Genomic DNA, 21,524 nt, shown 5'->3' on the forward strand with positions numbered 1-21,524 from the left:
TGGCGGGGTCTTGTTGAGGCGCTTCGCGCCTCGATGGATATCAGCGGATCAACGACGACTGGCCTCGGGAAAGCGCCGTCGCTCACGCTTCTTCCCTGCCTTCTCTTCCTGTCGCGAAGCGACCCCAAAAACCCACATCCATGCCACCCGCGGCGTTGGCGGCCGAGACCGGACCGGCTCTTCGAATCTCGATCGGCCCTAGCCCTCCGTCACGCCCAGGCGGTCACGCAGCAGCGCCCCGAAGGCCGCCTCGCCCGCCGCGCCCATGGCGATCCAGTCCTTGTCAGCGATGGTTTCCCGGGCCGGCACGAAGCGGTTGGCGTCCTCGCCGACCAGCAGGCGGAAGGGCGGATCGTCAGCCAGGGCCGCATCGAGCATGACCCGCGCCGCCGCGTCCGCCTCCATCGCCTGGGCCAGCATCTGCAGCTGGATGCGCCGTGTCAGGGCGAAGGTAGGGGCGTAGGGGGTCTGGGCCGGGTCGGCCCAGCGCCCGCCTCCGCTGGTGTTGGCCTGCAGGTCCGACTTCACCGCGCCCGGCTCGATGACCACGACGCGCACGCCGAAGGGGGCCATCTCCAGGGCCAGGGCCTCGCTGGCCCGCTCCAGGGCCGCCTTGGAGGCCGCATAGGCGGTAGTGCCGGCCAGCACGAAGCGGGGCATGATCGAGGAGATGTTGAGGATGCGGCCCCGGCAATGCCGGCGCATATCGCCCGCTACCGCCTGCATCATCCGCACCGAGCCCCAATAGTTGGTCTCGAAGACCAGGCGGTGATGGTCCTCGGGCAGCAGTTCGAGGGGCGCGTTGGCCGAGACGCCGGCATTGTTGACCAGCAGTTCGGGCGGGCCCTCCCGGGCGGTGATATCGGCCATCGCCCTCTGGATGGAGTCCGGATCGGTGACATCCAGCCGCACGGCCCGGATCGCATGCCCCTCCCCGGCCGCTTCCCCGATCAGGGCGGCCGCTTTGGCCGGATCGCGGACCCCGGCGATCACGGCATGGCCGCGGCGGGCCAGCTCCAGGGCCAGGGCCTTGCCGATGCCGGAATTGGCGCCGGTGACCAGGGCGCTTCGCCCCTCAAGCCGGCGCATGGGCGCGGGTCTTTGTCAGTTGGAACACCACATGTCCTCCGATGATCGTCGCCCCCACCGGATGGCGGGCGAACAGGGCCCGCTCGGCCGGGGCGGTCATCAGGCAGAGATCGGCGAGCGCCCCGACCGCCACCCGTCTCGGCGGGCCGCCGGGATCGTCCCGCGCGCCCAGGAACAGGTCCAGGGCCTGGGCCGGCGACAGCCGCTCCTCCCCGCCCAGCAGACGGCAGGTCGGCGTCAGCCGCCAGGCCGCCGCCCGGATCGCGGCCCAGGGATCGGCCGAGGCGTAAGGGGCGTCGGAACTGCCCGCCACCCGAACGCCGGCCCGCAGCAGGCTGGCGCAGCGGTAGAGGTCGGGCTGGTCGACCGGATCGACATCGGCCAAGTAGCGGTCGCCGCGCTCGCCGACGAAGGCCGGCTGGGTGACCACGGTCAGGCCCAGCCGCGCCAGGGTTGGAATGGCGTCCTCAGGGATGATCCCGCCATGCTCGAGACGGTCGCCGGGCCTCGCCCCGAAGGTCTCGAACGCCGCCAGGATGAAGGCCAGCTCCACAGCGGTGACGCAGTGGACGGCGATGCGGCGGCCCCGGGCCCGCGCCTCGGCGAACCGGGCGCCCAGTTCGTCGAAGTCCGGCAGGCTGTGCTCGTCGAGCAGCAGCTTGACCGGACCCAGGGCAAAGGCCCCGTCATCGGGTTCCTCCAGCGGGCCGGCGCTCATCAGGGTCAGCCGCTGCGGCAGGGCCCCGGAGCGGACCGCCTGCGCCAACAGCGCCGCCTCGGCCGGGCCGGTCGCAGCGCTGGCGTCGGTGACGCCGGTGACGCCCCAGGCCGCCAGCTGGGCGCCGATCCCGGCCAGGGACGGCGGGCTGTCGGCCAGCCGGCCGCGCAGCCAGGCGTCGCCGCGCCAGATCCGGCCGGTCGCGCGGCCGGTTTCGTCCAGCTCCACGCAGGGCGGCAATGGCCCCTTCAGCACCAGGGCCAGGGCCGCCGAGTTGAGCACCCAGAGGCTGCCGGTCGAATACTGGACCCGCACCGGCCGGTGGGAAACCCAGCGGTCCAGGCGCTCGCGGTCGAGCGGCCCGCACAGGCTGTCGTGATAGCCGACCGCGCGGACCCAGCCCTCGCCCGGGGCGGCGGCCAGGGCTCTGGCCAGCACCGGCTCGCGGCCCGCCAGCCTGTCCAGGCGGACCGAGCGCTGCATGGCCGCCCAGGCCAGCAGGTGCAGGTGGTGGTCGATGAGCCCCGGAACCAGCCAACCGCCGGCGCCGTCCAGTACGGGCTCGCGGCCCCCGAGGGCCTCGCCGATCTCGACGATCCGCCCGCGCCGGATGCGCACGTCGCGGCCGGCCTGGCCCTCGACCCTAACATCGCGGATGAGCAGATCGCCGGGCGCCCTCATCTCAGCCGCTCCAGCACCTCGGCAGTGTCGGCGCCGAATGCCGCCGCCGCGCCGCGCCAGGGCCGGGCGCGCGGCTCGGCCACGGCTGCCACGCGGCCGTCGCAGGCCACCTGCCAGCCGTCCTCGCCGCCGAACACCAGGCCGTCCGAAGTGGCGGCGAACGAGGCGGCAAAGCCCGCCGCACCGCCGAGGCTGGCGTCGACCAGGAAGCCGCCGCCCTGCCCCATGGCCCGCAAGGCCCCGCCGGCCGCGGCCAGGCCGGTCAGCGGATCGGCCAGGGCGTCGCCGGCGAACAGCGGCCGCCCGGCGCCATCGAAGGCGACCAGCCCGGCGCCGGCCGCCACATCGTCGCCAAAGCCCACGGCGTTGCCGGCCTGGCCCATCCAGCCCTGGGCGGTGATCGCCACCCAGACCAGGCCCGGATTGCCGGCGAAGATCGCCTCGGGCTCCAGGCCCAGCTGGGCGAAGGCCCGGGGCCTGGCGCTGGTGATCACCACATCGGCCCGGTGCAGCATGGCCCGCAGCCGGACCAGATCGCCGGGGTCGCGGAAATCGAGCGCCACCGAGGCCTTGCCGGCCTGCAGCCGGTCGAAGAATTCGGGCGCGGCCTGCCGCACCGGATCCGGCCGGCTGACGCTCTCGACCTTGATCACTCGGGCGCCCGCCGCCGCCAGCAACTGGCCGCACAGCGGGCCCGCCCACAGGGCCGACAGGTCGATGACCAGCGGCGCCATGCTCGTCCGTCGTCGATCGGCGCCGGCCGCCATGCGATGCAGCCTGACCGGCTCGCGCGATCTGTTTCCCCGCCCGACCGCCGCCACGGCCAGGTCCAGCCCGCGTCCCTCGGCGACCAGGTCATCGAGGAACCGGCCGCGCGCGCCACGGGCCACGGCGATCCAGGGGTCTTCGTCCAGCCCGCCGCCCAGCCAGGCCGGGACCGACAGCCGGTCGCTGTCGCGGGGCAGGTTCACGGCCAGCCAGCCGTCGCGGGCCTCGACCAGCCGGGCGGCGCCGCCGCAGCTTGTGCGGCCCTGCCGGGTCAGGCCGGTCAGGGCGGCGCGCTCGGTGAGCAGACGGGGATCGACGGTCATCGGCCGGCCCAGCCGCGCCGCGCCGGTCTCGATCTCGGCGATCAGCGTATCCACGGCCGCCATCAGGTCGAAGCCCAGCGGCCGGGGCGGGCCATCGGCGGGACCGGTCAGGGCCATCAGCCCCGACAGCGCCCAGCGGATCGGCGCGGGATCGGCGGCGGCGAAGGTCGCCTTGCGGGCCAGGCGGCTCATGGCGCCGGCTCCACGGCGTCGATCAGGCCCCAGGCCAGGGCGGTGGGGGTATCCAGCGGCTCGCCCAGCAGGCCCATCCAGGCGGTGCGCCGCCGGCCGATGCGGCGCGGCAGGGTCACCGTGCCGCCGGCCCCCGGGATCAGGCCCATCGACACCTCCGGCAGCAGGAACCAGGCGCCCGGCGCGGCGACCAGCCGTCCGGCGGCGGCGCTCATCTCGATGCCGGCGCCGATACAGCCGCCCTGGACCCGGGCGGTGATGCGGCCCGCCTGGCGGCCGATCAGCCGGGCCGGCGAGCGCAGGATGCGGGTGAAATGGGCGGCGGCCAGGTCGCCGGCCGAGCCGAATTCGTCCAGGTCGCCGCCGGCGCAGAAGTCCGGCCCCTGCCCCTGGAGCAGGACCGCGGTCGCCGGATCGGCGTCGGTCGCCCGCAGAGCCTCGACCAGTTCGTCCCGCAGCCGCGCATCGACCGCGTTGCGCCGCTCCGGCCGGGTCAGGGTGATGGTCCAGGCCTCGCCCTCGCGGGCGAGGGCCACGCGCGGCGACGGCTCAGTCGCGGCCGGCCGCGCTGGCGTCGCCTGCCGCCAGGCGCGGAACTCTTCGCCGCCCAGCAAGGTCGAATACAGGGCCGACTCCAGGATCAGGGCGTCGTCGAAACCGAGGCTCCGGCCCAGGCGCAGCGCCTGGACCAGGGCCGTCGCGGCCATCGGCCTGTGCGACACCGCCGCCGCCAGCCTGGTCAGGGCCGCGTCCAGCTGGTCCGCCGCCAGCGAAACCCAGGGCCTGGGCGCGTCGGCCGCCGTGGTCAGCAGCAGGTCACAAACGCCGGTATCGGCTGGCAATCTTCCGGCCCGGTCGACCCCGACCAGGATGCCGGCCGGCTGCGGGTCCGGCCCGTCCAGCTCGACGATCCGCAGGGGCGACCCGAACATCGGCGCGAGCCGCTCGACCTCGTCCTCCACCCGCGCCAGGTCGAAGGTCAGGTCCATGGGCTCAGGCCGGAACCGGCGCGGCCAGCTCGGCGCGCAGGGCGCGGCGCAGCAGCTTGCCGGTCTCGTTGTAGGGGAGCGCGGGGCGGAAGAAGAAGGCCTGGGGCGTCTTGGTCGAGCGCAGCCGCTGGCGCACCCAGTCCGCCAGCGTCTCAGCCTCCACCGGCGGGTCGGCGACGACCACCGCCGCCACCCGCTCGCCCCACTGCTCGTCGGGCAGGCCAATCACCGCCACGTCCCGCACACTGGGGTGGGCGCGCAGCACGTCCTCGATCTCGCCGGGCGAGATGTTCTCGCCGCCCCGGACGATGACGTCATCCAGCCGCCCCTCGACGAAAAGGTAGCCCTCCTCGTCCAGCCAGCCGCTGTCGTTGGTCGGGAACCAGCCGTCGTCGCGGATCAGCTTGCGGCCCAGATACTCGCCGCTGATCTGCTCGCCCCGCACCCAGACCTCGCCCGCCGCGCCGGCCGGCATCGGCTCGCCGGAGGGGCCACGAATTTCCAGCTCCAGGCTGTGCAGCGGCCGGCCGACCGAGCCCAGCCGGCGGCGCACCGCCGGATCGTCGCTGGCGATCGCCCGGCGATGGTCGTCCGGTCCCAGCACGGCGATGGTCGAGCTGGTCTCGGTCAGGCCGTAGGCGTTGACGAAGGCCACATGCGGCAGCATGGCCAGGGCCCGCTCGATGACCGGCTGAGGCATGCGCCCGCCGCCGTACGACAGCGCCCGCAGATGCGGCAGGGTCTCGCCCCGCGCCTGCAGCAGGTCCAGGACCCGGCCCAGCATGGTCGGCACCACCATGGCGTGGGTGATCTGCTCGGCGACGGCGGCCTCGACCCAGGCCTCGGGCGTGAAGGCCGGCAGATGCACCACCCGGCGGCCGCCATAGACGCCGGTCAGCACCGCCGACACCCCGGCGATATGATAGGGCGGCACGCTGACCAGGGCGGCCTCGTCCTCATCGGCGCCCATGAACTCGACCGTGGAGATGACATAGGCGGCCAGGTGGCGGTGGCGCAGGACCGCCGCCTTGGGCTCGCCCGTGGTGCCGCTGGTGAACAGCAGGACGGCGATGTCCGGCTCCACCTCGGCCAGTTCGCCGGCTCGGTTGGCGGGATCGAGGCAGGCCGCCTCGAAATCGCTGCGGGCCAGCAGGGTCACACCCTCGACCCCGGCGACACGGGCCAGCATGTCGTCATCGACGACGGCCACCGACGGGGCGGTGCGGGCCAGCAGCCGGCGCAGCTCCTCATCGACCAGCCGGTAGTTGAGGGGGGCGAACGGCCGTCCCAGCAGGCCGGCGGCGAACACCGCCACCGGCAGGGTGGGACCGTTCAGGCCGATGAACACCAGGCTGCCCTCGCCCAGGGCCTCCACCGTCACCGCCCCGGCCCGGGCCCGTTCAGCCAGTTCGCCATAGCTGACGCTGGCGGCGCTGGGGCCGAGGGCCGCCCGGTCCGGAAACGATCCGGCGACCATGTCGAGCAGGAGGGCGGTGTGCATGGGCCTAATCCGAGGACGGAAGCTTCTTGGCTTCCTTGATGGTCAGAGGCCGGCCGGCCGCCGCCAGGGTGCCGGCCCCGCCCTTTGAGCACAGGGCCTCCAGGCCGGTCTCGGCGTCCAGGTAGCGCTTGCCCAATAGGCTGCCGGCCGAAAAATCCGGATCGAGGGCCAGGCCCGCCGGCCGCTCGTCCTTGATGGCGACCATGGGCTGACCGCCGCATTCCAGCGCCACAGGCGAGGACGGCGGGCGGACGACCACCGCCTCGGTGTCGCAGACGGCGCTTTTCCAGCGCGAACCGGGGGTGAGTTGCATGGGCGGTTCTCCTCAGGCGGCCACGGCGGCGGGCGGGGTGACGCCCAGGTCGCGGGCCAGGGCGGTCAGGGACTCCACCTTGGCCTCCAGGGGGATGTCGCTGGACGGCGACCAGACGTGCGGCCCCCACAGGACGATGTTGTCGAAGCCCTCGGCGGCGAAGCGGCCGACCTCGTCGGCCGTGGCCTCGGGCGGGCGCAGGTAGTAGGTCAGCGGCGCGCCGGTCTTGCCGGCCGCGGCCCGGCCCTGCTCGATGCTGTCGCGCAGGCGCAGGGCCTCCTCCAGCGTCACCATGGCCGAGTTCATCCAGGCGTCGGCCACCCGCACCACCCGGCGCAGGGCCGGGCCGGTATTGCCGCCGCAGACCATGGGCACCGGGGTGGCGTGGGGGGTGATCTGCACGGGGCCGAACTGGAAGTTCTTGCCCTGGTGCTCGAAGAAGCCGCCCTGCCAGGCCGCCCGCAGGATGTCGATCGCCTCGTCCAGCCGCGAGCCGCGCTCCTCGAAGGGCACGCCCAGCGCCTCGAACTCCTCCTTCAGCCAGCCCGCCCCCATGCCCAGCCGGAAGCGGCCGCCGGACACGTCGTGGGCCGTGGCGGTGGCGCGAGCCAGCAGCAGGGGATGCATGATCGGCACGATGCAGATGGCCGTGCCCAGCTTCAGGGTGGTGGTGGCGCCGGCCACCGCGCCCAGGGTGAACCAGGGATCGTAGAGCCTGACCGACGGCGAGAGGATTTCGTCCTCCTTGTGGTCCGCCGCGTCGGCGATGCCCGGATGCTTGCTGCCATAGGCGCCGGGGATCACATAGTGCTCGCCGAACCACAGCCCCTCGAAGCCCAGCCGCTCGGCCGTGCGGGCGAGGTTGATCAGCTCCTGCGGGGGATAGTTGTAGGTGGTGATGCCGATCTTCGGCGTGCGGGTCATGGCGTCAAATCCCGATCATGCGCCGGCGCGGCGCCACTGTGGCAACACGACCCCGTCGGCCAGGGTCTCGAACCAGACGTCCATCGGCTCGCCGGGGGTGAGGTCCGGGGCGCCGTCCAGCCGGCCCATCAGCCGCACGTCCGGGGTGTCTTCCAGCTCGACCACCACCAGGGTGAAGGGGGCCGGATAGCCGGGGTGGATCTGGTGGGCGATGGTGGTCCAGGCATGCAGCCGGCCCTTGCCCGCCGAGGTGCGCCAGGCGGTGTTCCAGCCGCCGCAATAGGGACAGTGGGCCGTGGGCGGATGCAGGGCGTGGTCGCAGTCGTCGCAGGCGCGATAGACCAGCCGACCCTCCGCCGCCGCCTCGAAGAAGCCCCGGGTCTCGCGGTCATTCGTGTTGGGCAGGATACCGGCCATCAGGCGGCCTTGCGGAAGAGGACGCTGGAGCCGATCGGCAGCGGGCCGCCGGTGCAGAGGCACAGCTCCGCCCCCTCGACCTGCATGTCCGCCTCGCCGCGCAGCTGGCGCACGGCCTGGACGATGTGGTTCATGCCGTGGACATAGCCCTCGGACAGGTGGCCGCCGCCGGTATTGATCGGCAGGCTGCCGCCCCGGCGGATCGCCCCGCTGGCGGCGAACGGCCCGCCCTCGCCCTTGCCGCAGAAGCCGTAGGCCTCCAACTGCAGGAGGACGCTGATGGTGAAGCAGTCGTAGAGCTGGGCGATGTCGACCTCGCCGGGACCGACTCCGGCCCGGTTCCACAGCACCTCGCCGGCGCGGCGGCCGCCCAGCTCGGTCATGTCGTGGCGGGTGACGGCCGGGAACATCATCCCGGCCCGGTGATCGCGGGGCGAGCCGCCGGCCACCGCCCGGATCAGCACCGGCGGACGGGGCAGGTCGCGAGCCCGCTCGGCCGAGGTGATCACCACCGCGCAGGCCCCGTCGGACTCCAGGCAGAAATCGAAGAGGCGCAGCGGCGTGGAGATCATCCGGGCCGCCAGATAGTCGTCCATCGCCAGCGGCTTGCCGCGCATCTGGGCGTGCGGGGTCAGCTGGGCGTGCTCGCGGCAGGCGATGGCCACCGCCCCCAGCTGCTCGGCCGTGGTGCCATAGTCCAGCATGTGGCGCTGGGTCATCAGGGCGAAGGTCTGGCCGGCGGTCATCAGGCCGTAGGGCACGAAGAACTCGTCATAGGAGCCGGCACCGCCGGAGACCTCGGCCCCCGTGCGCTGCACCCCCGCCCCCAGCCGCGATTCCGAGCGGCCGTTCAGCGAGCGGAAGGCCAGCACCGCCTTGGCCTGGCCCGACAGCACCGCCCCCATGGCCAGCCCCATCATCATGCAGGGCGCCACCCCGCCGGGACCTGTGTCGGCCCAGTAGGTCAGGTTGGCCGCGCCCAGGGCGGCGGCCAGGGTGGGCGGGGTCACGGTGTCGTCGCCGCAGCGGACGATGCCCTCGATATCGGCCACGGTCAGGCCGGCGTCGGCGATGGCCTTCAGCGAGGCCTCGGTGGCGAGGGAGAGGACGCTGCGGCCGGAGTCGCGGCTGAACTCGGTCTGGCCAATGCCCACCACCGCCGTGCGGTCGCGGCCGGCGAAGGCCATATCGTCGTCAAGCACGGTCACGATCCGGCCTCCGACAGCCGAGCCAGCACCTCGTCCGTGTGCTCGCCCAGCATCGGCGCGCGGCGGCGTGGGACGGCGGCGAAGGCGGAGAAGACGTAGGACGGGCCGGGATATTTGACCCGGGCGCCGTCGGCCTCCTCGACCTCGACCCAGAAGCCGCGGGCCTTGAGGTGTTCGTCCTCGAACAGGTCCTCGGGGGCGTTGAGCACCCCGATCGGCAGACCGTGGGCCTGGCCCTCGTGATAGGCCTCCTCCGCCGTCTGGATGAGGAAGAAGCACTCGACCAGCGACTGGATCTCGGGGAACTGGGCCTGGCGATAGGCGAGGTCCGCATAGGCCGGATCGGCCAGGTCGGCGGCCATGCCCTTCTCCTCCATCCAGTCCACCAGGCTGGCCCAGGCCTTGGGGTCGGAGAGGATCAGGGCGAAATAGACATAGCGGTCGTCGGCCGAGCGAAAGAGGGCCGACTGGGTCGGGGACGGCTGGGCGTGGCGGCAGGTCTGCCGCTGGACGTTGATGCGCGGATAGAACCAGTAGGGGTTGGCCAGCTCGATATTGACCGCGCAGGCCTCGTGCATCGAGACATCGACCAGCTGGCCGACGCCCGAGCGCTGCCGCTCCAGCAGGGCCAGCAGCAGGCCGATATGGGCGAAGCTGGCGGCGCTGTGATAGCCCTGGTTGCCGCCCGGCCGGATCGGCGGGATCGAGTGATCGTCGTAGCCGCAGCTGTTCAGCGGCCCGCCCGCCGCCAGCGCCACCAGGTCGCTGCTCTTATAGTCCGCCCACGGACCGGTCAGGCCAAAGGCGGTGACCGACAGTACGATCAGCCAGGGATTGGCGGCTCGCAGCGCCTCCAGGTCCAGGCCGATGGCGGCCAGGGCGGCCGGCTGCAGGGTCGAGATGAAGATGTCGGCGTCGGCGCACAGGCCGTGCAGCACGGCCAGGCCGGCGGGCGTGGCGACATCGGCCACGACGCTCTGCTTGTCACCGTTGTAGAAGCGGAAGTTGAGGCTGGTTTCCGGGCCCACCACCCCGCCGGCGAAGGGGCCGACCGCCCGGGCGGGCGAGCCGCCCGGCGGCTCCAGCTTGATCACCAGCGCCCCCATCTCGGCCAGCAACCGGCCGATATGGTCGCCGCCCGGATCGTCGGACAGCTCGATCACCCGCAGGCCGGCATAGGGCGGGGCCATCACAGCACCCCCTCGGCGGTCAGGGTTTCGACCTCGTCGGCGGTGAGGCCCAGCAGGTTCTGGAAGACGTAGCCGTTGTCCTCGCCCAGCAGCGGAGCCGAGCGCCAGTTGTCCTGGACCACCGAGGAAAACCGGATCGGCGTGCCCTCGAACCGCGCCTCGCCGATCACCGGATGGTCCATCTCGAAGAAGGTGCCGCGATGGGCGATCTGCGGGTCGGTCTCATTGAGATCCTCGGCCGTCTGCACGGCGCCGGCCCGCACGCCGGCCGCCTGCAGGCGGTGCATCAGGACAAAGCGGTCCTGGCCGGCGGTCCAGCCGGCCATGCGCGAGTCCAACTCGTCCTGGTTGGCGTAGCGGGCCGTCTGGCTGGCGAAGCGGGCCTCGGCCGCCCAGGCGGGCTCGCCCATCGCCGTGCGCAGGGCCAGCCATTCGGCGTCATTGAACACGGCGATGGCGATCCAGCGGTCCTCGCCCAGGCACGGATAGACCCCGTGCGGGGCGGCGTTGGGATCCTCCAGCCGATTGCCCGGCGGGAAGTCCGGGCCCCGGGTCGAGCGGCCGTTGACGCTGACATCCAGCAGCAGCGGGCCCAGCAGGTTGATGCCGGCCTCCACCGCCGAGACGTCGATCTCCGAGCCCTTGCCGGTGGTGTTGCGGCTGTAGATGGCCATCATCAGCGCCGCGGCGTTGAAGAAGGCCGCCTCGTTGTCCATGTAGGACAGCCCCCAGCCGGAGGGCTCCTCGCCGGGCAGGCCGCTGATGTGCGAGAGGCCGCTGACCGCCTGCACCACCGGGCCGTAGCTGCGGTGCTCGGCGTGCGGGCCGGTATGGCCAAAGCCGCTCATCCGGCCATAGATCACTTCGGGCGAGAGGGCCCGCAGCCGCTCATAGGTCAGCCCCCAGCGCTCCATGACCCCGGGCGCGAAATTCTCGGTCACCACGCTGGAGGCGGCGATCAGCCGGTCGGCCAGCTCGCGGCCGCGCGGGTCGCGCATGTTGATGGTCACGCCCAGCTTGTTGCGGTTGTAGTTGTTGAACAGCCCGCCCTTGTTGGGGTCCGGATTGGCGTCTTCCTCGCCATAGGTGCGGGCCTCGCCTTTGTAGATCGGCAGGCGGCGCGGCATGTCGAGCCGGTTGCGGTCCTCGATGCGAATCACCTGCGCCCCGAAGTCGGCCAGCAGCCGGGTGGCGCAGGCGCCCACTCCCATCCAGCAGAAATCGGCCACCCGGACACCCGACAGCGGCCCGCTGCGCAGTCCGGGACGACGGCGCGGGTCTGGATAAGGTTCAACGCCGGAGCGGCGCAGGGTGTCGGCGGTGCTGGACAAGGCTGTCGTTTCCCCGAGGCGGGGCTCCTCCTCATGCCGGCTTATCGTCGGTCCTGTGCGGGCTTGGATAAGCGCGGTCTATTATAATCATGATTATGATCTCTGGCCGCGCGATGTCAATCGGGGCGCCGCGTCCGGTGATTGAATTTCGCTGTCGTTTCCTTGATTAAGGAGGGGGCGAGCGGACTCGCCGGGATTGGGAGCAACCATGGCCGAACGGCGCACGAGACGGCGGAACGGCGGGGGCGCTGAAGGCGAGGACGGCGTGCGTCACCTGACCTGGTCGGGCGAGGCGGCGCGCCGGACCCTGAAGACCTCCGAGCTGGTGGCGCTCGACATCGTCCGCGACATCGTCAACCAGGGCCTGAGGGCCGGCGACCGGCTGCCGCTGGAAGCCCAGATGCTGATCCAGTACCGGGTCAGCCGCTCGTCCCTGCGCGAGGCGCTGCGGTTGCTGGAGGTCCAGGGCCTGATCGCCATCCGACCCGGTCCCGGATCGGGCACGGTGGTCGGCAAGGTGCTGCCGGGCAACTTCGCCCGGACCATGACGCTGTATCTGCACATGTCCGGCGTCACCTATGACGAGCTGCTCAACGCCTGGATGATGACCGAGCCGATGCTGGCCGAGCTGGCCGCGCGCAATCCCGACCGGGCCAGGGTCAAGGCGGCGATGGAGCCCTTCCTCGAGGGCGCCGACACCTGCCATGGCGAGATGCGCCGCATCCCCGCGGGCCTGGCCTTTCATGACGTGGTGTCGGACCTGGCCGGCAATCGGGTGCTGAACCTGAACTTCCAGGCCATCGGCTTTATCGTCGCCGACCACATCCTCAACACCGCCCCGCGCGACCAGCTGGAAGACCAGATCGTCGACGATCACCGGGCGGTGGCCGAGGCCATCATGAACGGCAAGCCGCAGCTGGCCCGCAACCTGATGGCGGCGCATGTCGAGCATGTCGTCGAGGACTTCAAGGCCTACTGGCCGCGCCGGGTCGGCGAAAAGGTCCAGTGGCGCTGATCATGCCGGTTCCGCCGCCGGGTTGAGGGCCGGGACCGCCTGGGCCTCGTCCGCCGCCGACATCTCGGCCGGCAGGTGGGCGGCCGAGCGGTAGAAGGCCCAGGACGCCGCCAGGCTGGCGACCAGGCAGGTCGAGATGGCGTAGCGCAGGGCGTCCGGCCCCAGGCCATACTGCTGGCTGAGCAGGTCGCTGATCGCCCCGGTGACCACCGGACCCAGGCCCAGGCCCAGGATGTTGACGATCATCACCAGGGTGGCCGAGGTGAAGGCCCGCATGCGCGAGGGGACCAGCGTCTGGGCCGTGGCGACGATGGGGGCCAGGTAGACGTTCAGCAGGATGGCCGGGATCACGCCGATCAGCAGCGAGACCTTCGGGTCGGCGACGAAATACTGCGCCAGGGCGGCGGGGACCAGCAGCAGCGAGGCCAGGGCCGGCAGCCACATATACCAGCGCCGGTCGTGGCGTCCGGCCCGGTCGACCAGCAGGCCGCCGACGAACTGACCCAGCCCGCCGCCGACTCCGAACAGCAGGGCCAGGGCCAGGGCGATCTCGCCGATCGTCAGGTGATGGACCCGGGCATAGAAGGGGGCGTTCCAGTTGACCATGGTGTGCTGGGCATAGGCGTGCAGCGCCCCGCCCAGGGCTAGCCAGCGGAATGAGCGCAGGCTCCACAGCTTGCCGATCACCGCCTTGAGCGGCATCGGCTCATCCGAGGCCGCCAGGCCCGTGTCGAACTGCCCGCGTTTGGGCTCGCGCAGCAGCAGCACGAAGCCCGACAGGGCCACGCCTGCCAGCCCGACGGTCAGGAAGGCCTGGCGCCAGTCGAAATGCGCCGCCAGCCAGCCGCCGGACGCGAAGCCCAGCATGGTGCCCAGCGGCAGGGACAGGCCCCAGATGGCGATGGCCGTGGCCCGCCGGCGCTGGGGGAAATAGTCGGAGATCAGCGAGTGGCTGGCCGGCACGCAGCCCGCCTCGCCCAGGGCCACGCCGACCCGGAAACCGACCAGCATCAGGAAGCTGGTGGCCAGGCCGCTCAGCGCCGTCATCAGGCTCCAGGTGGCGAAGGCGACCGCGATCAGCCGCTTGCGCACCGTGCGGTCAGCCAGCCGGGCGATGGGCAGGGCCAGGGTGGTGTAAAACAGGGCGAAGGACAGACCGGTGATCGCGCCCAGCTGGGCGTCGCTGAGGCCCAGATCCTTCTTGATCGGCTCCTGCAGGATCGAGACGATCGAGCGGTCGATATAGTTGAACAGCGCCACGACAAACAGCACCGCCAGGGCGATCGCGGCCTGACGTGTCGTGGTGTTCAGGCCCGTGGCGGTGGTCTTCACCGATTCCTCCGAGGGGAAAAAAGCGGCGGCGCGTCGGGGGACGCGCCGCCGTCAGGCTACTGGAACCTATAGGTCAGGGTGACGCCATAGGTCCGGGGTTCAGTCACCGAGGTGCGGTCGGCCTCGGTCAGTCCGCCCACCGTCGCCTCGGTGTTGGTGAGCAGGTAGAAGAAGTAGTTGGTGCCGAAGGTGACCGCGGTCTTGTCCGCCAGGTTGCGGCCCCAGGCCTGGACCTTCCAGTTCCCCTCCGCCGGCTCATAGGTCAGGAAGGCGTTGATCCAGCCGTTGCGGGCCGTCTTGTCGCGGATCAGGAACAGGTTGTTCTGCGGGGTCAGTTCGTAGTGGCTGGCCCAGCGATCCTCGACCCTGGCGGTGAAGCTGCCCCCCGAGTCCAGGTCCCAGGTGTACTGGGCGAAGACGTTGAGGGCGTTGCGCGGCGTGAACGGGATCTGGTTGCCCGTGCAGTCCACCCCGCCGGCCGCGCAGCCCTTGAACGAGGCATAGGTCGCGTCGGTGTAGGCGTAGTTGAAGCCGATATTGGCCCCGTCGAACGGCTTGGCCGCCACTTCCAGTTCCAGCCCCTTGGTCTCGGCTTCACCGGCGTTGGTCGACATCAGGGTCGCGCCGACCAGCGAGCGAACCTGCAGGTCCTTGGTGTTGCTCTTGTAGAGCGCCAGGTTCACCGACAGCCGCCGGTCGAAGAAGAAGGTCTTGGCCCCCAGCTCGTAGGTGACGTTCTTTTCCGGCAGCAGCGGGGTGGTCGCCTGGATGACCGTCGCGGCGGCGTAGTTGTAGCCGCCGCTTTTGAAGCCGGTCGAGGCGCTGGCGTAGAAGAACAGGTCCTCGTTGGGCTTGAAGGCGAGGATGGCGCGCGGGGTCACCGCGTTCCAGGTCTCCTCGGATTTGACGTCCTTGGCCGCCCCGAAGAAGACCGAGGCCGGGCCCTGGACCGTGTGGTTCTTCTTCTCGTCGTGGGTGTAGCGGGCCCCGAAGGTCAGGGCCCACTGGTCGTTGATATTCCACTTCAGCTCGGCGAACGGCGCGTAGCTGAAGGTATCGATATCGCCCGAGATGGTCGGCCGCTGGGTCGCGCCGGCGGTCAGGGTGTTGATGCGCCAGGGCCCCAGGCCGCCGAAGGTGTAGGTCTCCGAGCGGAAGGTCGACTGCTTGAGGAAATAGAGGCCGGCGATCCATTCCAGCGGCTGGCCGGACGGCGAGGTCAGCCGGAATTCCTGGCTGAACTGTTTTTCGCGGTTGTGGTCGTCCTTGTCGGGCGCGATCCGCAGGGGGCTGCCGTCGATGTCCTCGACATAGAGCGAGTTCAGCCGGCGATAGGCCGAGATCGAGGTGAAGGTCCCCAACGGGTTGTCCCAGTCGACGCGGATAAAGCCGTTGTAGACGTTGCGCTTGGTTTGCCCGTCGTCGTCGACGAAGACGTCGTGCGGATCGTTGGAAATCGCCTTGAGCGAGGCGATCAGCGCGCCCTGGCCGTAGAGAACCGGACCGTCGCCGTTGGAGTCCTCATGGGTGTAGGTCAGCGACGCCAGCACATCCAGGTCGTCGGTCGGACGGAAACGCAGCGAGGCCCGGGCGCTCCAGACCTTCTTGTCGTTGAGGTTGGTGTCGTTGGTGATGTTGTGCTGGTAGCCGTCGACGTCCTTGAAGCCGAAGGCGAAGCGGCCGGCCAGGCTGTCGCTGAACGCAGCGTTGAAATAGCCGTCGCCTTCCAGGCCGTTGAAGTTGCGCACCGTCAGGTTGGTCACGCCGGAGAAGCCGTCGAAGGAGGGCTTGTTGCTGGTGATCTGCAGCGCGCCGCCGACCGTGTTGCGGCCGAAGGTGGTGCCCTGGGGTCCGCGCAGGACGGCGATCTGCTGGACGTCGAAGAAGTCCGGATAGAAGGAGGCCACCGAGCCGTAATAGACGTCGTCGATGAACACCCCGACCGGGGTGTCGAAGGCCGGCGAGTCATCGGAGGCGTAGAGGCCGCGCATCTGCACCTGCGAGCCGCTGGCCCCGGAGATCGGCACGAAGGTCGGGCCGGGGGCCGCCGAGGACAGGCTGTCGAAATTGGTGATCCGCTCGGCCTGGATCTGGTCGCCGGAATAGGCGCTGACCGCGACGGGGACCTTGCTCAGCGCTTCCTCGCGCTTGGTCGCCGTGACGATCACTTCCGAGACGGTGGCGTCGGCCGGCTTGGGCTCGGCGTCGGCCGCCAGGGCCGGCAGTCCCAGCCCCATGACCAGGGCCATTGTCGCTCCGCCACAGAGCATGCCGTATTTCAGTTGGGTCTTGCGAGACATGTTTCCCCTCCCTCGCTGTCGTTATGTTTGTCTGGCGCCCAGGCACACCAAAGCGTGCCCGGACCACGCAACGCGCATCCGAGAGATCAAAGAGGGCATACCGCAAAGGACTGAAAATCCTAGTGGTTCTGACCCGCCCGCGCTCTCCTCCCAATTCGTCTTATGTTTTTGTTTGTGACGAGATCATGATGATAATCTCTATCATTGTCAACGCCGCCGGAGGGCCGAAAACTCAGATTACTGGTGATTATCATGGTAATTTGCAGGCCTGCCGACGCCGCTTGCGCGGACGATCCACAACCTTTGCGGAAAGGCTCCGCCGGCTCAGCGCCAGGTGACGCGCTGGCCCACCCGCCGCGGCCAGAAGGCGCGGAAATCATCGACGACATGGCGGACATGTTCGGCCATCAGCCGCTGGGCCAGGGCCGAATCGCCGTCGATGATCGCCTGGGCTAGGCCGCAGTGGTCGTCGACGATGAAGGTCTCCAGGCCGTCGCGGTCCTTCATCATCAGCACGTGGTCCGAAACGATGAAGCCGATGGCGCGCAGGGTCAGGGCCAGGGTCCGGTTGTCCGACAACTCGGCGACGGCGTCATGGAAGGCCAGGCCCGAGGGAATGTCGCGCTGGGGGCCGCCGTCATGGGTCGCCAGGAAGGGCTCCATCACCTCCCTGACCCACTCGCGATCCGGATTGGCCGCCGCCAGGCCGGCCAGCAGCGGCTCGGTCAGCATCCAGGCCTTGAGCAGGTCGTCATAGGTGCCGTCCGACATGTGCAGATACAGGGTCAGGGTGCGGCCCAGGTTGCTGGGCGCCGCCTCGCCGACCACCGTGCCGGCCCCGGCCCCGGGCCGGATGGCGATCAGCCCCTGGGTCTCCAGCAGCCGCAGGGCCTCGCGCAGGGATGAGCGGCTGACCCGGTACTGGGCCAGCATCTCCGGCTCGTGTGGCAGGCGGTCGCCGGTCTGGAGGTCGTGATCGACGATGTCGCGCACGATCTCCAACGCCACGATCTCGGCGGTCTTCAGATTTCGCCGGACAGGAGATGATCTGGCTGGGGTTCGTCTGGGCACGGAGACCGCCTTGGAAATCCTGTCGAGATCGGGATGATCATCGTCATAGATCTAAACCACAAGAGCAATTGCCCTTATTTGGGATAGGTCAAAGGCGCAGGAGCTGCTTGCCGAAGTTCCGCCCCTCGAACAGCCGCATCAGGGTGCGCGGGGCGTTCTCGAAACCGGTCTGGATGTCTTCCTTGTAGCGCAGGGCGCCGGAGCCGACCCAGTCGGTCAGCCGCCGCCGGGCCAGGGGAATCTGCGCCTCGTAGCGGGGCAGCAGGAAGCCCTGCATGGTCGCGCCGGTGAAGACCAGGTTGAAATAGTTGCGCGGTCCGGGCGGCATCTGTCCGGCGTCGCGGGGATCGAAATTGTAGCGCGAGATGCCGCCGCAGATGACCACCCGCGCGCCCACGGCCAGCCGGGCCAGGCAGTCGTCGAGGATCTCGCCGCCGACATTGTCGAACATCACGTCGATGCCGTCGGGGCAGAGCTCGCGCAGCCGGGCGCGGACCTTGTCGTTGCGGTAGTCGACGGCGGCGTCGAACCCCAGCTCGTCGACCAGCCAGGCGCATTTCTCCGGACCGCCGGCCAGGCCGATGACCCGGCAGCCGGCCAGCTTGGCGATCTGGCCGGCCACCGATCCGGTGGCCCCGGCCGCGGCCGAAATGACCACGGTGTCGCCGGGCTTGGGCTTGCCGATCTCGACCAGGGCCAGATAGGCGGTCAGGCCCGTCGTGCCGAGCACGCCCAGCGAGGCGGTCGGCGGCGTCCCGTCCGGGACCCTGGCCAGCAGGGCGGCGTCGACCACCGCCATCTCCCGCCAGCCCAGCGGGCCGTGAACGATGTCGCCCGGCGCGAAGTCGGCATGGCGCGACTGGACCACCTCGCCCAGACCAGAGCCGCGCATGGGATCGCCGATGGCCATGGCGTCGACATAGCCGGCGATGTTCTCCATCCAGCCCTTCAGGGCCGGGTCGAAGGCCAGCCACTGCGTGCGGACCACCACCTCGCCATCGCGCAGCTCGGGGAGCTGGGCGAGCTCAAGGTCGAAATCGGTCTCGGCCAGGGCCCGGCCCAGCGGCCGGGCGGCGAGTGTCCATTGATGGAAGGTTTCAGCCATCAGACCGCGCCCACACTCTGGGCCTCGGCCCAGGCGGCTCTGGCCAGGGGCGCGACCCGGTCGGCCTGGGCGGCGGCGTCGGCGGTGGCGGCGGTCCCTTCGCGGGCCCGGCCGGCTATGCCCTGGATGATGGCGGCGACGCGGAACAGGTTGTAGGCGCGGTAGAAGCCGGGGTTCTCGACCGGCGGCCGGCCGGTCCGCTCGCAGTAGCGGGCGACATAGGCGTCCAGGCTGGGCACGCCCAGAGCCTCGAGGTCGGCGTCCTTCAGCGTGCCGCGCGCGTCGCTGCCGGCCGGCCGGTACCATTCCATGCCGTGATAGAAGAGGTCGCCCAGCGGATGGCCCGTCGTCGACAGCTCCCAGTCCAGCACCCCCACCACCCGCGGCTCGGTGGGGTGGAACAGCAGGTTGTGGAAGGAATAGTCGCCGTGGATCAGGCTGGCTGTCTCATCGGTCGGCGCCGCGCCGGGCAGCCACTCCATCAGCCGGTCCATCTCGGGAATGTCGCTGGTCTGCGAGGCCTGGTACTGCTTGGTCCAGCGGCCGATCTGGCGGGAGAAGTAGTTTCCGGGTCGGCCGTAGTCGGTGAGGCCCAGGGCCTCGAGGTCCAGGCTGTGCAGCCGGGCCAGGGTCTCATTGGCCGAGTCGAAAGCCGCCGCGCGGTCGTCCCGCGACAGGTCCGGCATCGTGCAGTCGAGGAAGATGCGCCCGTCGACATGGGCCATGACGTAGAACATCGAGCCGATGACGTCGTCGTCCTCGCAAAGCACCAGGGCCTCGGGCACAGGGAAGCCGGCCCCGCCCAGGGCGCTCAGCACCCGGAACTCGCGGTCCACCGCATGGGCCGAGGGCAGCAGCACGCCGGGCGGTTTGCGGCGCAGGACGTAGCGCCGGTCGGGGGTCTCCAGCAGGTAGGTCGGGTTGGACTGGCCACCCTCGAACTGGCGGATATTGAGCGGGCCTTTGAAGCCGGCGACCGCGCCGGCCAGCCAGGTCTCCAGCCGCGCCACGTCGAGGCGATGCTGCGGCCGCATCTCGGCCACCGCGCCCAGGTATTTTCCCTTCAGGCTCATCGGTCGCCGCCGTCGAGGCGGATGATGGTCCCAGTGGTGAAGCTGGACTGGTCGCTGGCCAGGTAGAGGGCGGTGGTGGCGATCTCCTCCGGCCGGCCGATCCGTTTGGCCGCCGCCTTGGAGGTGCGGTCGGCTTCCTCGCGCCAGGCCTTGGCGATGTCGGTCCAGAACGGTCCGCACATGATGGCGTTGACCCGCACCTTGGGGCCGAACTCGAAGGCGTGGCAGCGGGTCATGATGTTCAGCGCCGACTTGGCCCCGGCATAGACCGGATAGGCCGGCCCCGGGACGACCGCGGCGGTGCTGCTGATGTTGATGATCGAGCCGCTGCCGGCCGCCACCATCCGCTCGCCGACCAGGGCCGAGAGCCGGAACGGGCCCTTGAAGTTGATGGCCACGGTCTTGTCGAACAGCGCCTCGGTGATCTCCAGCGAGCTGGGGGCGGTCGGGGCGATGCCGGCGTTGTTGACCAGCACATCGACCTTGCCGAACCTGTCGTAGGCCGCCTCGACCAGGGTGGGCAGGGCGTCCCATTCGCCGACATGGCAGGAGACGGCCAGGGCTTTGCGGCCCATGGCCTGGATCTCGGCCGCCACGGCTTCGCAGGCGTCCAGCTTGCGGCTGGCGATGATCAGGTCGGCGCCTTGTCGCGCGAAAGCCTTGGCCATCTCGTAGCCCAGGCCCCGGCTGCCGCCGGTGACCAGCACCACCTTGCCGGACATGTCGAAATAGTCGCTCACCCCGCCTCCCGTTTGGTTCGTCTGAGGGGACGACCGGGCCGAAGCCCGGCCGCCGGGATCAGTCTTCCAGGTGGTAGATGCGGGCGGCGTTGCCGTGCAGGATCTTCTCGACGTCCTTGCGGTCGATGCCGACGAAGACCTCCTCGATATAGTCCGCGGGGAACTGGGCCGAGGTGGCCGGGCCGGGGTACATGCTGGTCGGGTGGGGGAAGTCGGTCTCGTAGAGGATGTTGTCGGCCCCGATGATGTCGATGGCCGGCTTCAGCGTCGCCTTCTCGAACCAGAAGGTGCCGTAGACCTGGCGCTTGAAATACTCGCTGGGCAGCAGCTTCATGTGCGGGTTTTCCTTGTGGGCCCCGCAGTTCAGCCACTGGTAGTCGAGGCCGGCCAGCAGATAGGGCAGCCAGCCGACGCCGCTCTCGACCGACACGAAGTTCAGCTTGGGGAACTTCTCGCAGACGCCGCCGCAGGTGATCTGCGAGATGACCTTGGCGTTGTCCATGGAGAACAGGGCGCCCATCGAGGCGAAGGCGGCATGCCGGCCGATGCTCTCGTGCATCATCTCGAAATACCACATGTCGCCGGTGCCGATGTGGAAGTTGATCGGCAGGCCCATCTCCTGGGCGGCGGCCCACAGCGGGTCCCATTGCGGGTCGGTCAGCTTGGGCAGGCCGAAATGCTCGGGCTCGCCGCACATGACCACGCCCTTGTGGCCCATGCGGGCGCAGCGGGTCATTTCCTTGATCGTCGCTTCGATGTCCCAGAACGGCAGGGCGCATTGGGCGATGAGGCGCTTGGGGGCGACGCTGCACCATTCGGTCAGCCAGTCGTTATAGGCCTGGACGCAGGCCAGCATCAGCTCCTGGTCGCCCAGCGCCAGATAGCGGCCGGCCCCGAAGCCGGCGACGTTGGGATACAGGACCTGAGCCCAGATGCCGCACTCGTCCATCTTCTTGAGGCGGGCGAGGTTGTTGTAGAGGCCGGGATCGACCTGCTCCAGGCGCTGGGGGCGCTTGGGCGGATACTCGTGCCAGCCGGCCATGGCCGCGCCGGCGGCCGCGCCGGTGCGGTCGGCGCCGAAGAACCAGGCGTCCTCGTTCATGTTGGGGTCCCACTTCACGTGGGGGACCTTGTCGCCGAACTTCTTCGTGGAAATCCGCGAGGTCCACAGGTCATAGGGCTCGATGACATGGGTGTCGGTGTCGATCACCTTGAACTCTTTGACGAGCGCGTTCACGTCGGTT

At 70.3% G+C, this 21,524-nt stretch carries 19 protein-coding genes; 1 reads left to right on the plus strand and 18 read right to left on the minus strand.

From position 1 onward, the window contains the following. Positions 1 to 198 precede the first annotated feature (198 nt). From QO010_RS23375 to QO010_RS23425, 11 genes are read right to left on the minus strand one after another with little or no spacing between them, the layout of a single operon-like run. Positions 199 to 1,089, minus strand: coding sequence for an SDR family oxidoreductase (locus tag QO010_RS23375; RefSeq protein WP_307353100.1), 891 nt, complete (start codon positions 1,087 to 1,089; stop codon positions 199 to 201). Next, positions 1,076 to 2,488 carry an amidohydrolase family protein gene (locus tag QO010_RS23380; protein WP_307353102.1) on the minus strand — a complete coding sequence of 471 codons (1,413 nt, stop codon included), beginning with the start codon at positions 2,486 to 2,488 and terminating at the stop codon, positions 1,076 to 1,078. The genes QO010_RS23375 and QO010_RS23380 overlap by 14 nt, the downstream gene beginning before the upstream one ends. Continuing rightward, positions 2,485 to 3,771 (minus strand): CoA transferase, encoded by a 1,287-nt coding sequence (locus tag QO010_RS23385; RefSeq protein WP_307353105.1) that lies wholly within the window; start codon positions 3,769 to 3,771, stop codon positions 2,485 to 2,487. The genes QO010_RS23380 and QO010_RS23385 overlap by 4 nt, the downstream gene beginning before the upstream one ends. Continuing rightward, positions 3,768 to 4,760, minus strand: coding sequence for an enoyl-CoA hydratase/isomerase family protein (locus QO010_RS23390; protein ID WP_307353107.1), 993 nt, complete (start codon positions 4,758 to 4,760; stop codon positions 3,768 to 3,770). Before QO010_RS23390 ends, QO010_RS23385 begins: the two co-directional genes overlap by 4 nt. A 4-nt stretch (positions 4,761 to 4,764) precedes the next feature. Beyond that, the gene (locus QO010_RS23395) at positions 4,765 to 6,261 is read right to left on the minus strand and encodes a class I adenylate-forming enzyme family protein (RefSeq protein ID WP_307353108.1); all 1,497 of its coding nucleotides are present in this window, start codon (positions 6,259 to 6,261) and stop codon (positions 4,765 to 4,767) included. Positions 6,262 to 6,265: 4 nt separating this feature from the next. Continuing rightward, positions 6,266 to 6,574 (minus strand): hypothetical protein, encoded by a 309-nt coding sequence (locus QO010_RS23400; protein WP_307353110.1) that lies wholly within the window; start codon positions 6,572 to 6,574, stop codon positions 6,266 to 6,268. A gap of 12 nt (positions 6,575 to 6,586) precedes the next feature. Further along, entirely contained in the window at positions 6,587 to 7,498 is a 912-nt protein-coding gene (locus QO010_RS23405; RefSeq protein ID WP_307353112.1) for a TIGR03619 family F420-dependent LLM class oxidoreductase, read from the minus strand. 15 nt (positions 7,499 to 7,513) lie between these two features. After that, complete coding sequence (locus QO010_RS23410; RefSeq protein ID WP_307353113.1) at positions 7,514 to 7,915, minus strand: Zn-ribbon domain-containing OB-fold protein; 402 nt, start codon at positions 7,913 to 7,915, stop codon at positions 7,514 to 7,516. Beyond that, the gene (locus tag QO010_RS23415; RefSeq protein ID WP_307353115.1) at positions 7,915 to 9,123 is read right to left on the minus strand and encodes a thiolase C-terminal domain-containing protein; all 1,209 of its coding nucleotides are present in this window, start codon (positions 9,121 to 9,123) and stop codon (positions 7,915 to 7,917) included. Before QO010_RS23415 ends, QO010_RS23410 begins: the two co-directional genes overlap by 1 nt. Next, positions 9,120 to 10,313, minus strand: coding sequence for a CaiB/BaiF CoA transferase family protein (locus QO010_RS23420; protein WP_307353117.1), 1,194 nt, complete (start codon positions 10,311 to 10,313; stop codon positions 9,120 to 9,122). The genes QO010_RS23415 and QO010_RS23420 overlap by 4 nt, the downstream gene beginning before the upstream one ends. Further along, positions 10,313 to 11,644 (minus strand): CaiB/BaiF CoA transferase family protein, encoded by a 1,332-nt coding sequence (locus QO010_RS23425; protein WP_307353121.1) that lies wholly within the window; start codon positions 11,642 to 11,644, stop codon positions 10,313 to 10,315. The genes QO010_RS23420 and QO010_RS23425 overlap by 1 nt, the downstream gene beginning before the upstream one ends. A gap of 208 nt (positions 11,645 to 11,852) precedes the next feature. On the opposite strand from QO010_RS23425, the gene QO010_RS23430 reads away from it, so the two are divergent. After that, a complete protein-coding gene (locus QO010_RS23430) occupies positions 11,853 to 12,659 on the plus strand; it encodes a FadR/GntR family transcriptional regulator (protein WP_307353124.1) in 807 nt (268 codons plus the stop codon). Here the strand turns inward: QO010_RS23430 and QO010_RS23435 are convergent, their stop codons facing one another. From QO010_RS23435 to QO010_RS23465, 7 genes are all read right to left on the minus strand, one after another. Then, the gene (locus QO010_RS23435) at positions 12,660 to 13,991 is read right to left on the minus strand and encodes a spinster family MFS transporter (RefSeq protein ID WP_307353127.1); all 1,332 of its coding nucleotides are present in this window, start codon (positions 13,989 to 13,991) and stop codon (positions 12,660 to 12,662) included. A 56-nt stretch (positions 13,992 to 14,047) separates the two neighbouring features. Beyond that, positions 14,048 to 16,291, minus strand: a complete 2,244-nt coding sequence (locus tag QO010_RS23440; protein ID WP_307353129.1) for a TonB-dependent receptor — start codon at positions 16,289 to 16,291, stop codon at positions 14,048 to 14,050. Between the two features lie 324 nt (positions 16,292 to 16,615). Continuing rightward, on the minus strand, positions 16,616 to 17,299 hold the full coding sequence (locus QO010_RS23445; protein WP_307353131.1) for a FadR/GntR family transcriptional regulator: 684 nt from the start codon (positions 17,297 to 17,299) through the stop codon (positions 16,616 to 16,618). 151 nt (positions 17,300 to 17,450) lie between these two features. Continuing rightward, positions 17,451 to 18,467 carry an NADP-dependent oxidoreductase gene (locus QO010_RS23450; RefSeq protein WP_307353133.1) on the minus strand — a complete coding sequence of 339 codons (1,017 nt, stop codon included), beginning with the start codon at positions 18,465 to 18,467 and terminating at the stop codon, positions 17,451 to 17,453. Then, positions 18,467 to 19,540 (minus strand): phosphotransferase family protein, encoded by a 1,074-nt coding sequence (locus tag QO010_RS23455; RefSeq protein ID WP_307353135.1) that lies wholly within the window; start codon positions 19,538 to 19,540, stop codon positions 18,467 to 18,469. Before QO010_RS23455 ends, QO010_RS23450 begins: the two co-directional genes overlap by 1 nt. Beyond that, positions 19,537 to 20,280 carry an SDR family NAD(P)-dependent oxidoreductase gene (locus QO010_RS23460; protein ID WP_307353137.1) on the minus strand — a complete coding sequence of 248 codons (744 nt, stop codon included), beginning with the start codon at positions 20,278 to 20,280 and terminating at the stop codon, positions 19,537 to 19,539. Before QO010_RS23460 ends, QO010_RS23455 begins: the two co-directional genes overlap by 4 nt. A gap of 58 nt (positions 20,281 to 20,338) precedes the next feature. Beyond that, on the minus strand, positions 20,339 to 21,517 hold the full coding sequence (locus tag QO010_RS23465) for an amidohydrolase family protein (RefSeq protein ID WP_307353139.1): 1,179 nt from the start codon (positions 21,515 to 21,517) through the stop codon (positions 20,339 to 20,341). Positions 21,518 to 21,524 lie beyond the last annotated feature (7 nt).

Origin of the sequence: Caulobacter ginsengisoli (assembly GCF_030814835.1) — a bacterium.
Classification (GTDB): Bacteria; Pseudomonadota; Alphaproteobacteria; order Caulobacterales; family Caulobacteraceae; genus Caulobacter; species Caulobacter ginsengisoli.

Bases quoted from the DNA above. Each gene is read 5' to 3' on its own strand.
- QO010_RS23375 (WP_307353100.1), bottom strand. From the start codon at position 1,089: ATGCGCCGGCTTGAGGGGCGAAGCGCCCTGGTCACCGGCGCCAATTCC.
- QO010_RS23380 (WP_307353102.1), bottom strand. From the start codon at position 2,488: ATGAGGGCGCCCGGCGATCTGCTCATCCGCGATGTTAGGGTCGAGGGC.
- QO010_RS23385 (WP_307353105.1), bottom strand. From the start codon at position 3,771: ATGAGCCGCCTGGCCCGCAAGGCGACCTTCGCCGCCGCCGATCCCGCG.
- QO010_RS23390 (WP_307353107.1), bottom strand. From the start codon at position 4,760: ATGGACCTGACCTTCGACCTGGCGCGGGTGGAGGACGAGGTCGAGCGG.
- QO010_RS23395 (WP_307353108.1), bottom strand. From the start codon at position 6,261: ATGCACACCGCCCTCCTGCTCGACATGGTCGCCGGATCGTTTCCGGAC.
- QO010_RS23400 (WP_307353110.1), bottom strand. From the start codon at position 6,574: ATGCAACTCACCCCCGGTTCGCGCTGGAAAAGCGCCGTCTGCGACACC.
- QO010_RS23405 (WP_307353112.1), bottom strand. From the start codon at position 7,498: ATGACCCGCACGCCGAAGATCGGCATCACCACCTACAACTATCCCCCG.
- QO010_RS23410 (WP_307353113.1), bottom strand. From the start codon at position 7,915: ATGGCCGGTATCCTGCCCAACACGAATGACCGCGAGACCCGGGGCTTC.
- QO010_RS23420 (WP_307353117.1), bottom strand. From the start codon at position 10,313: ATGGCCCCGCCCTATGCCGGCCTGCGGGTGATCGAGCTGTCCGACGAT.
- QO010_RS23430 (WP_307353124.1), top strand. From the start codon at position 11,853: ATGGCCGAACGGCGCACGAGACGGCGGAACGGCGGGGGCGCTGAAGGC.
- QO010_RS23440 (WP_307353129.1), bottom strand. From the start codon at position 16,291: ATGTCTCGCAAGACCCAACTGAAATACGGCATGCTCTGTGGCGGAGCG.
- QO010_RS23450 (WP_307353133.1), bottom strand. From the start codon at position 18,467: ATGGCTGAAACCTTCCATCAATGGACACTCGCCGCCCGGCCGCTGGGC.
- QO010_RS23455 (WP_307353135.1), bottom strand. From the start codon at position 19,540: ATGAGCCTGAAGGGAAAATACCTGGGCGCGGTGGCCGAGATGCGGCCG.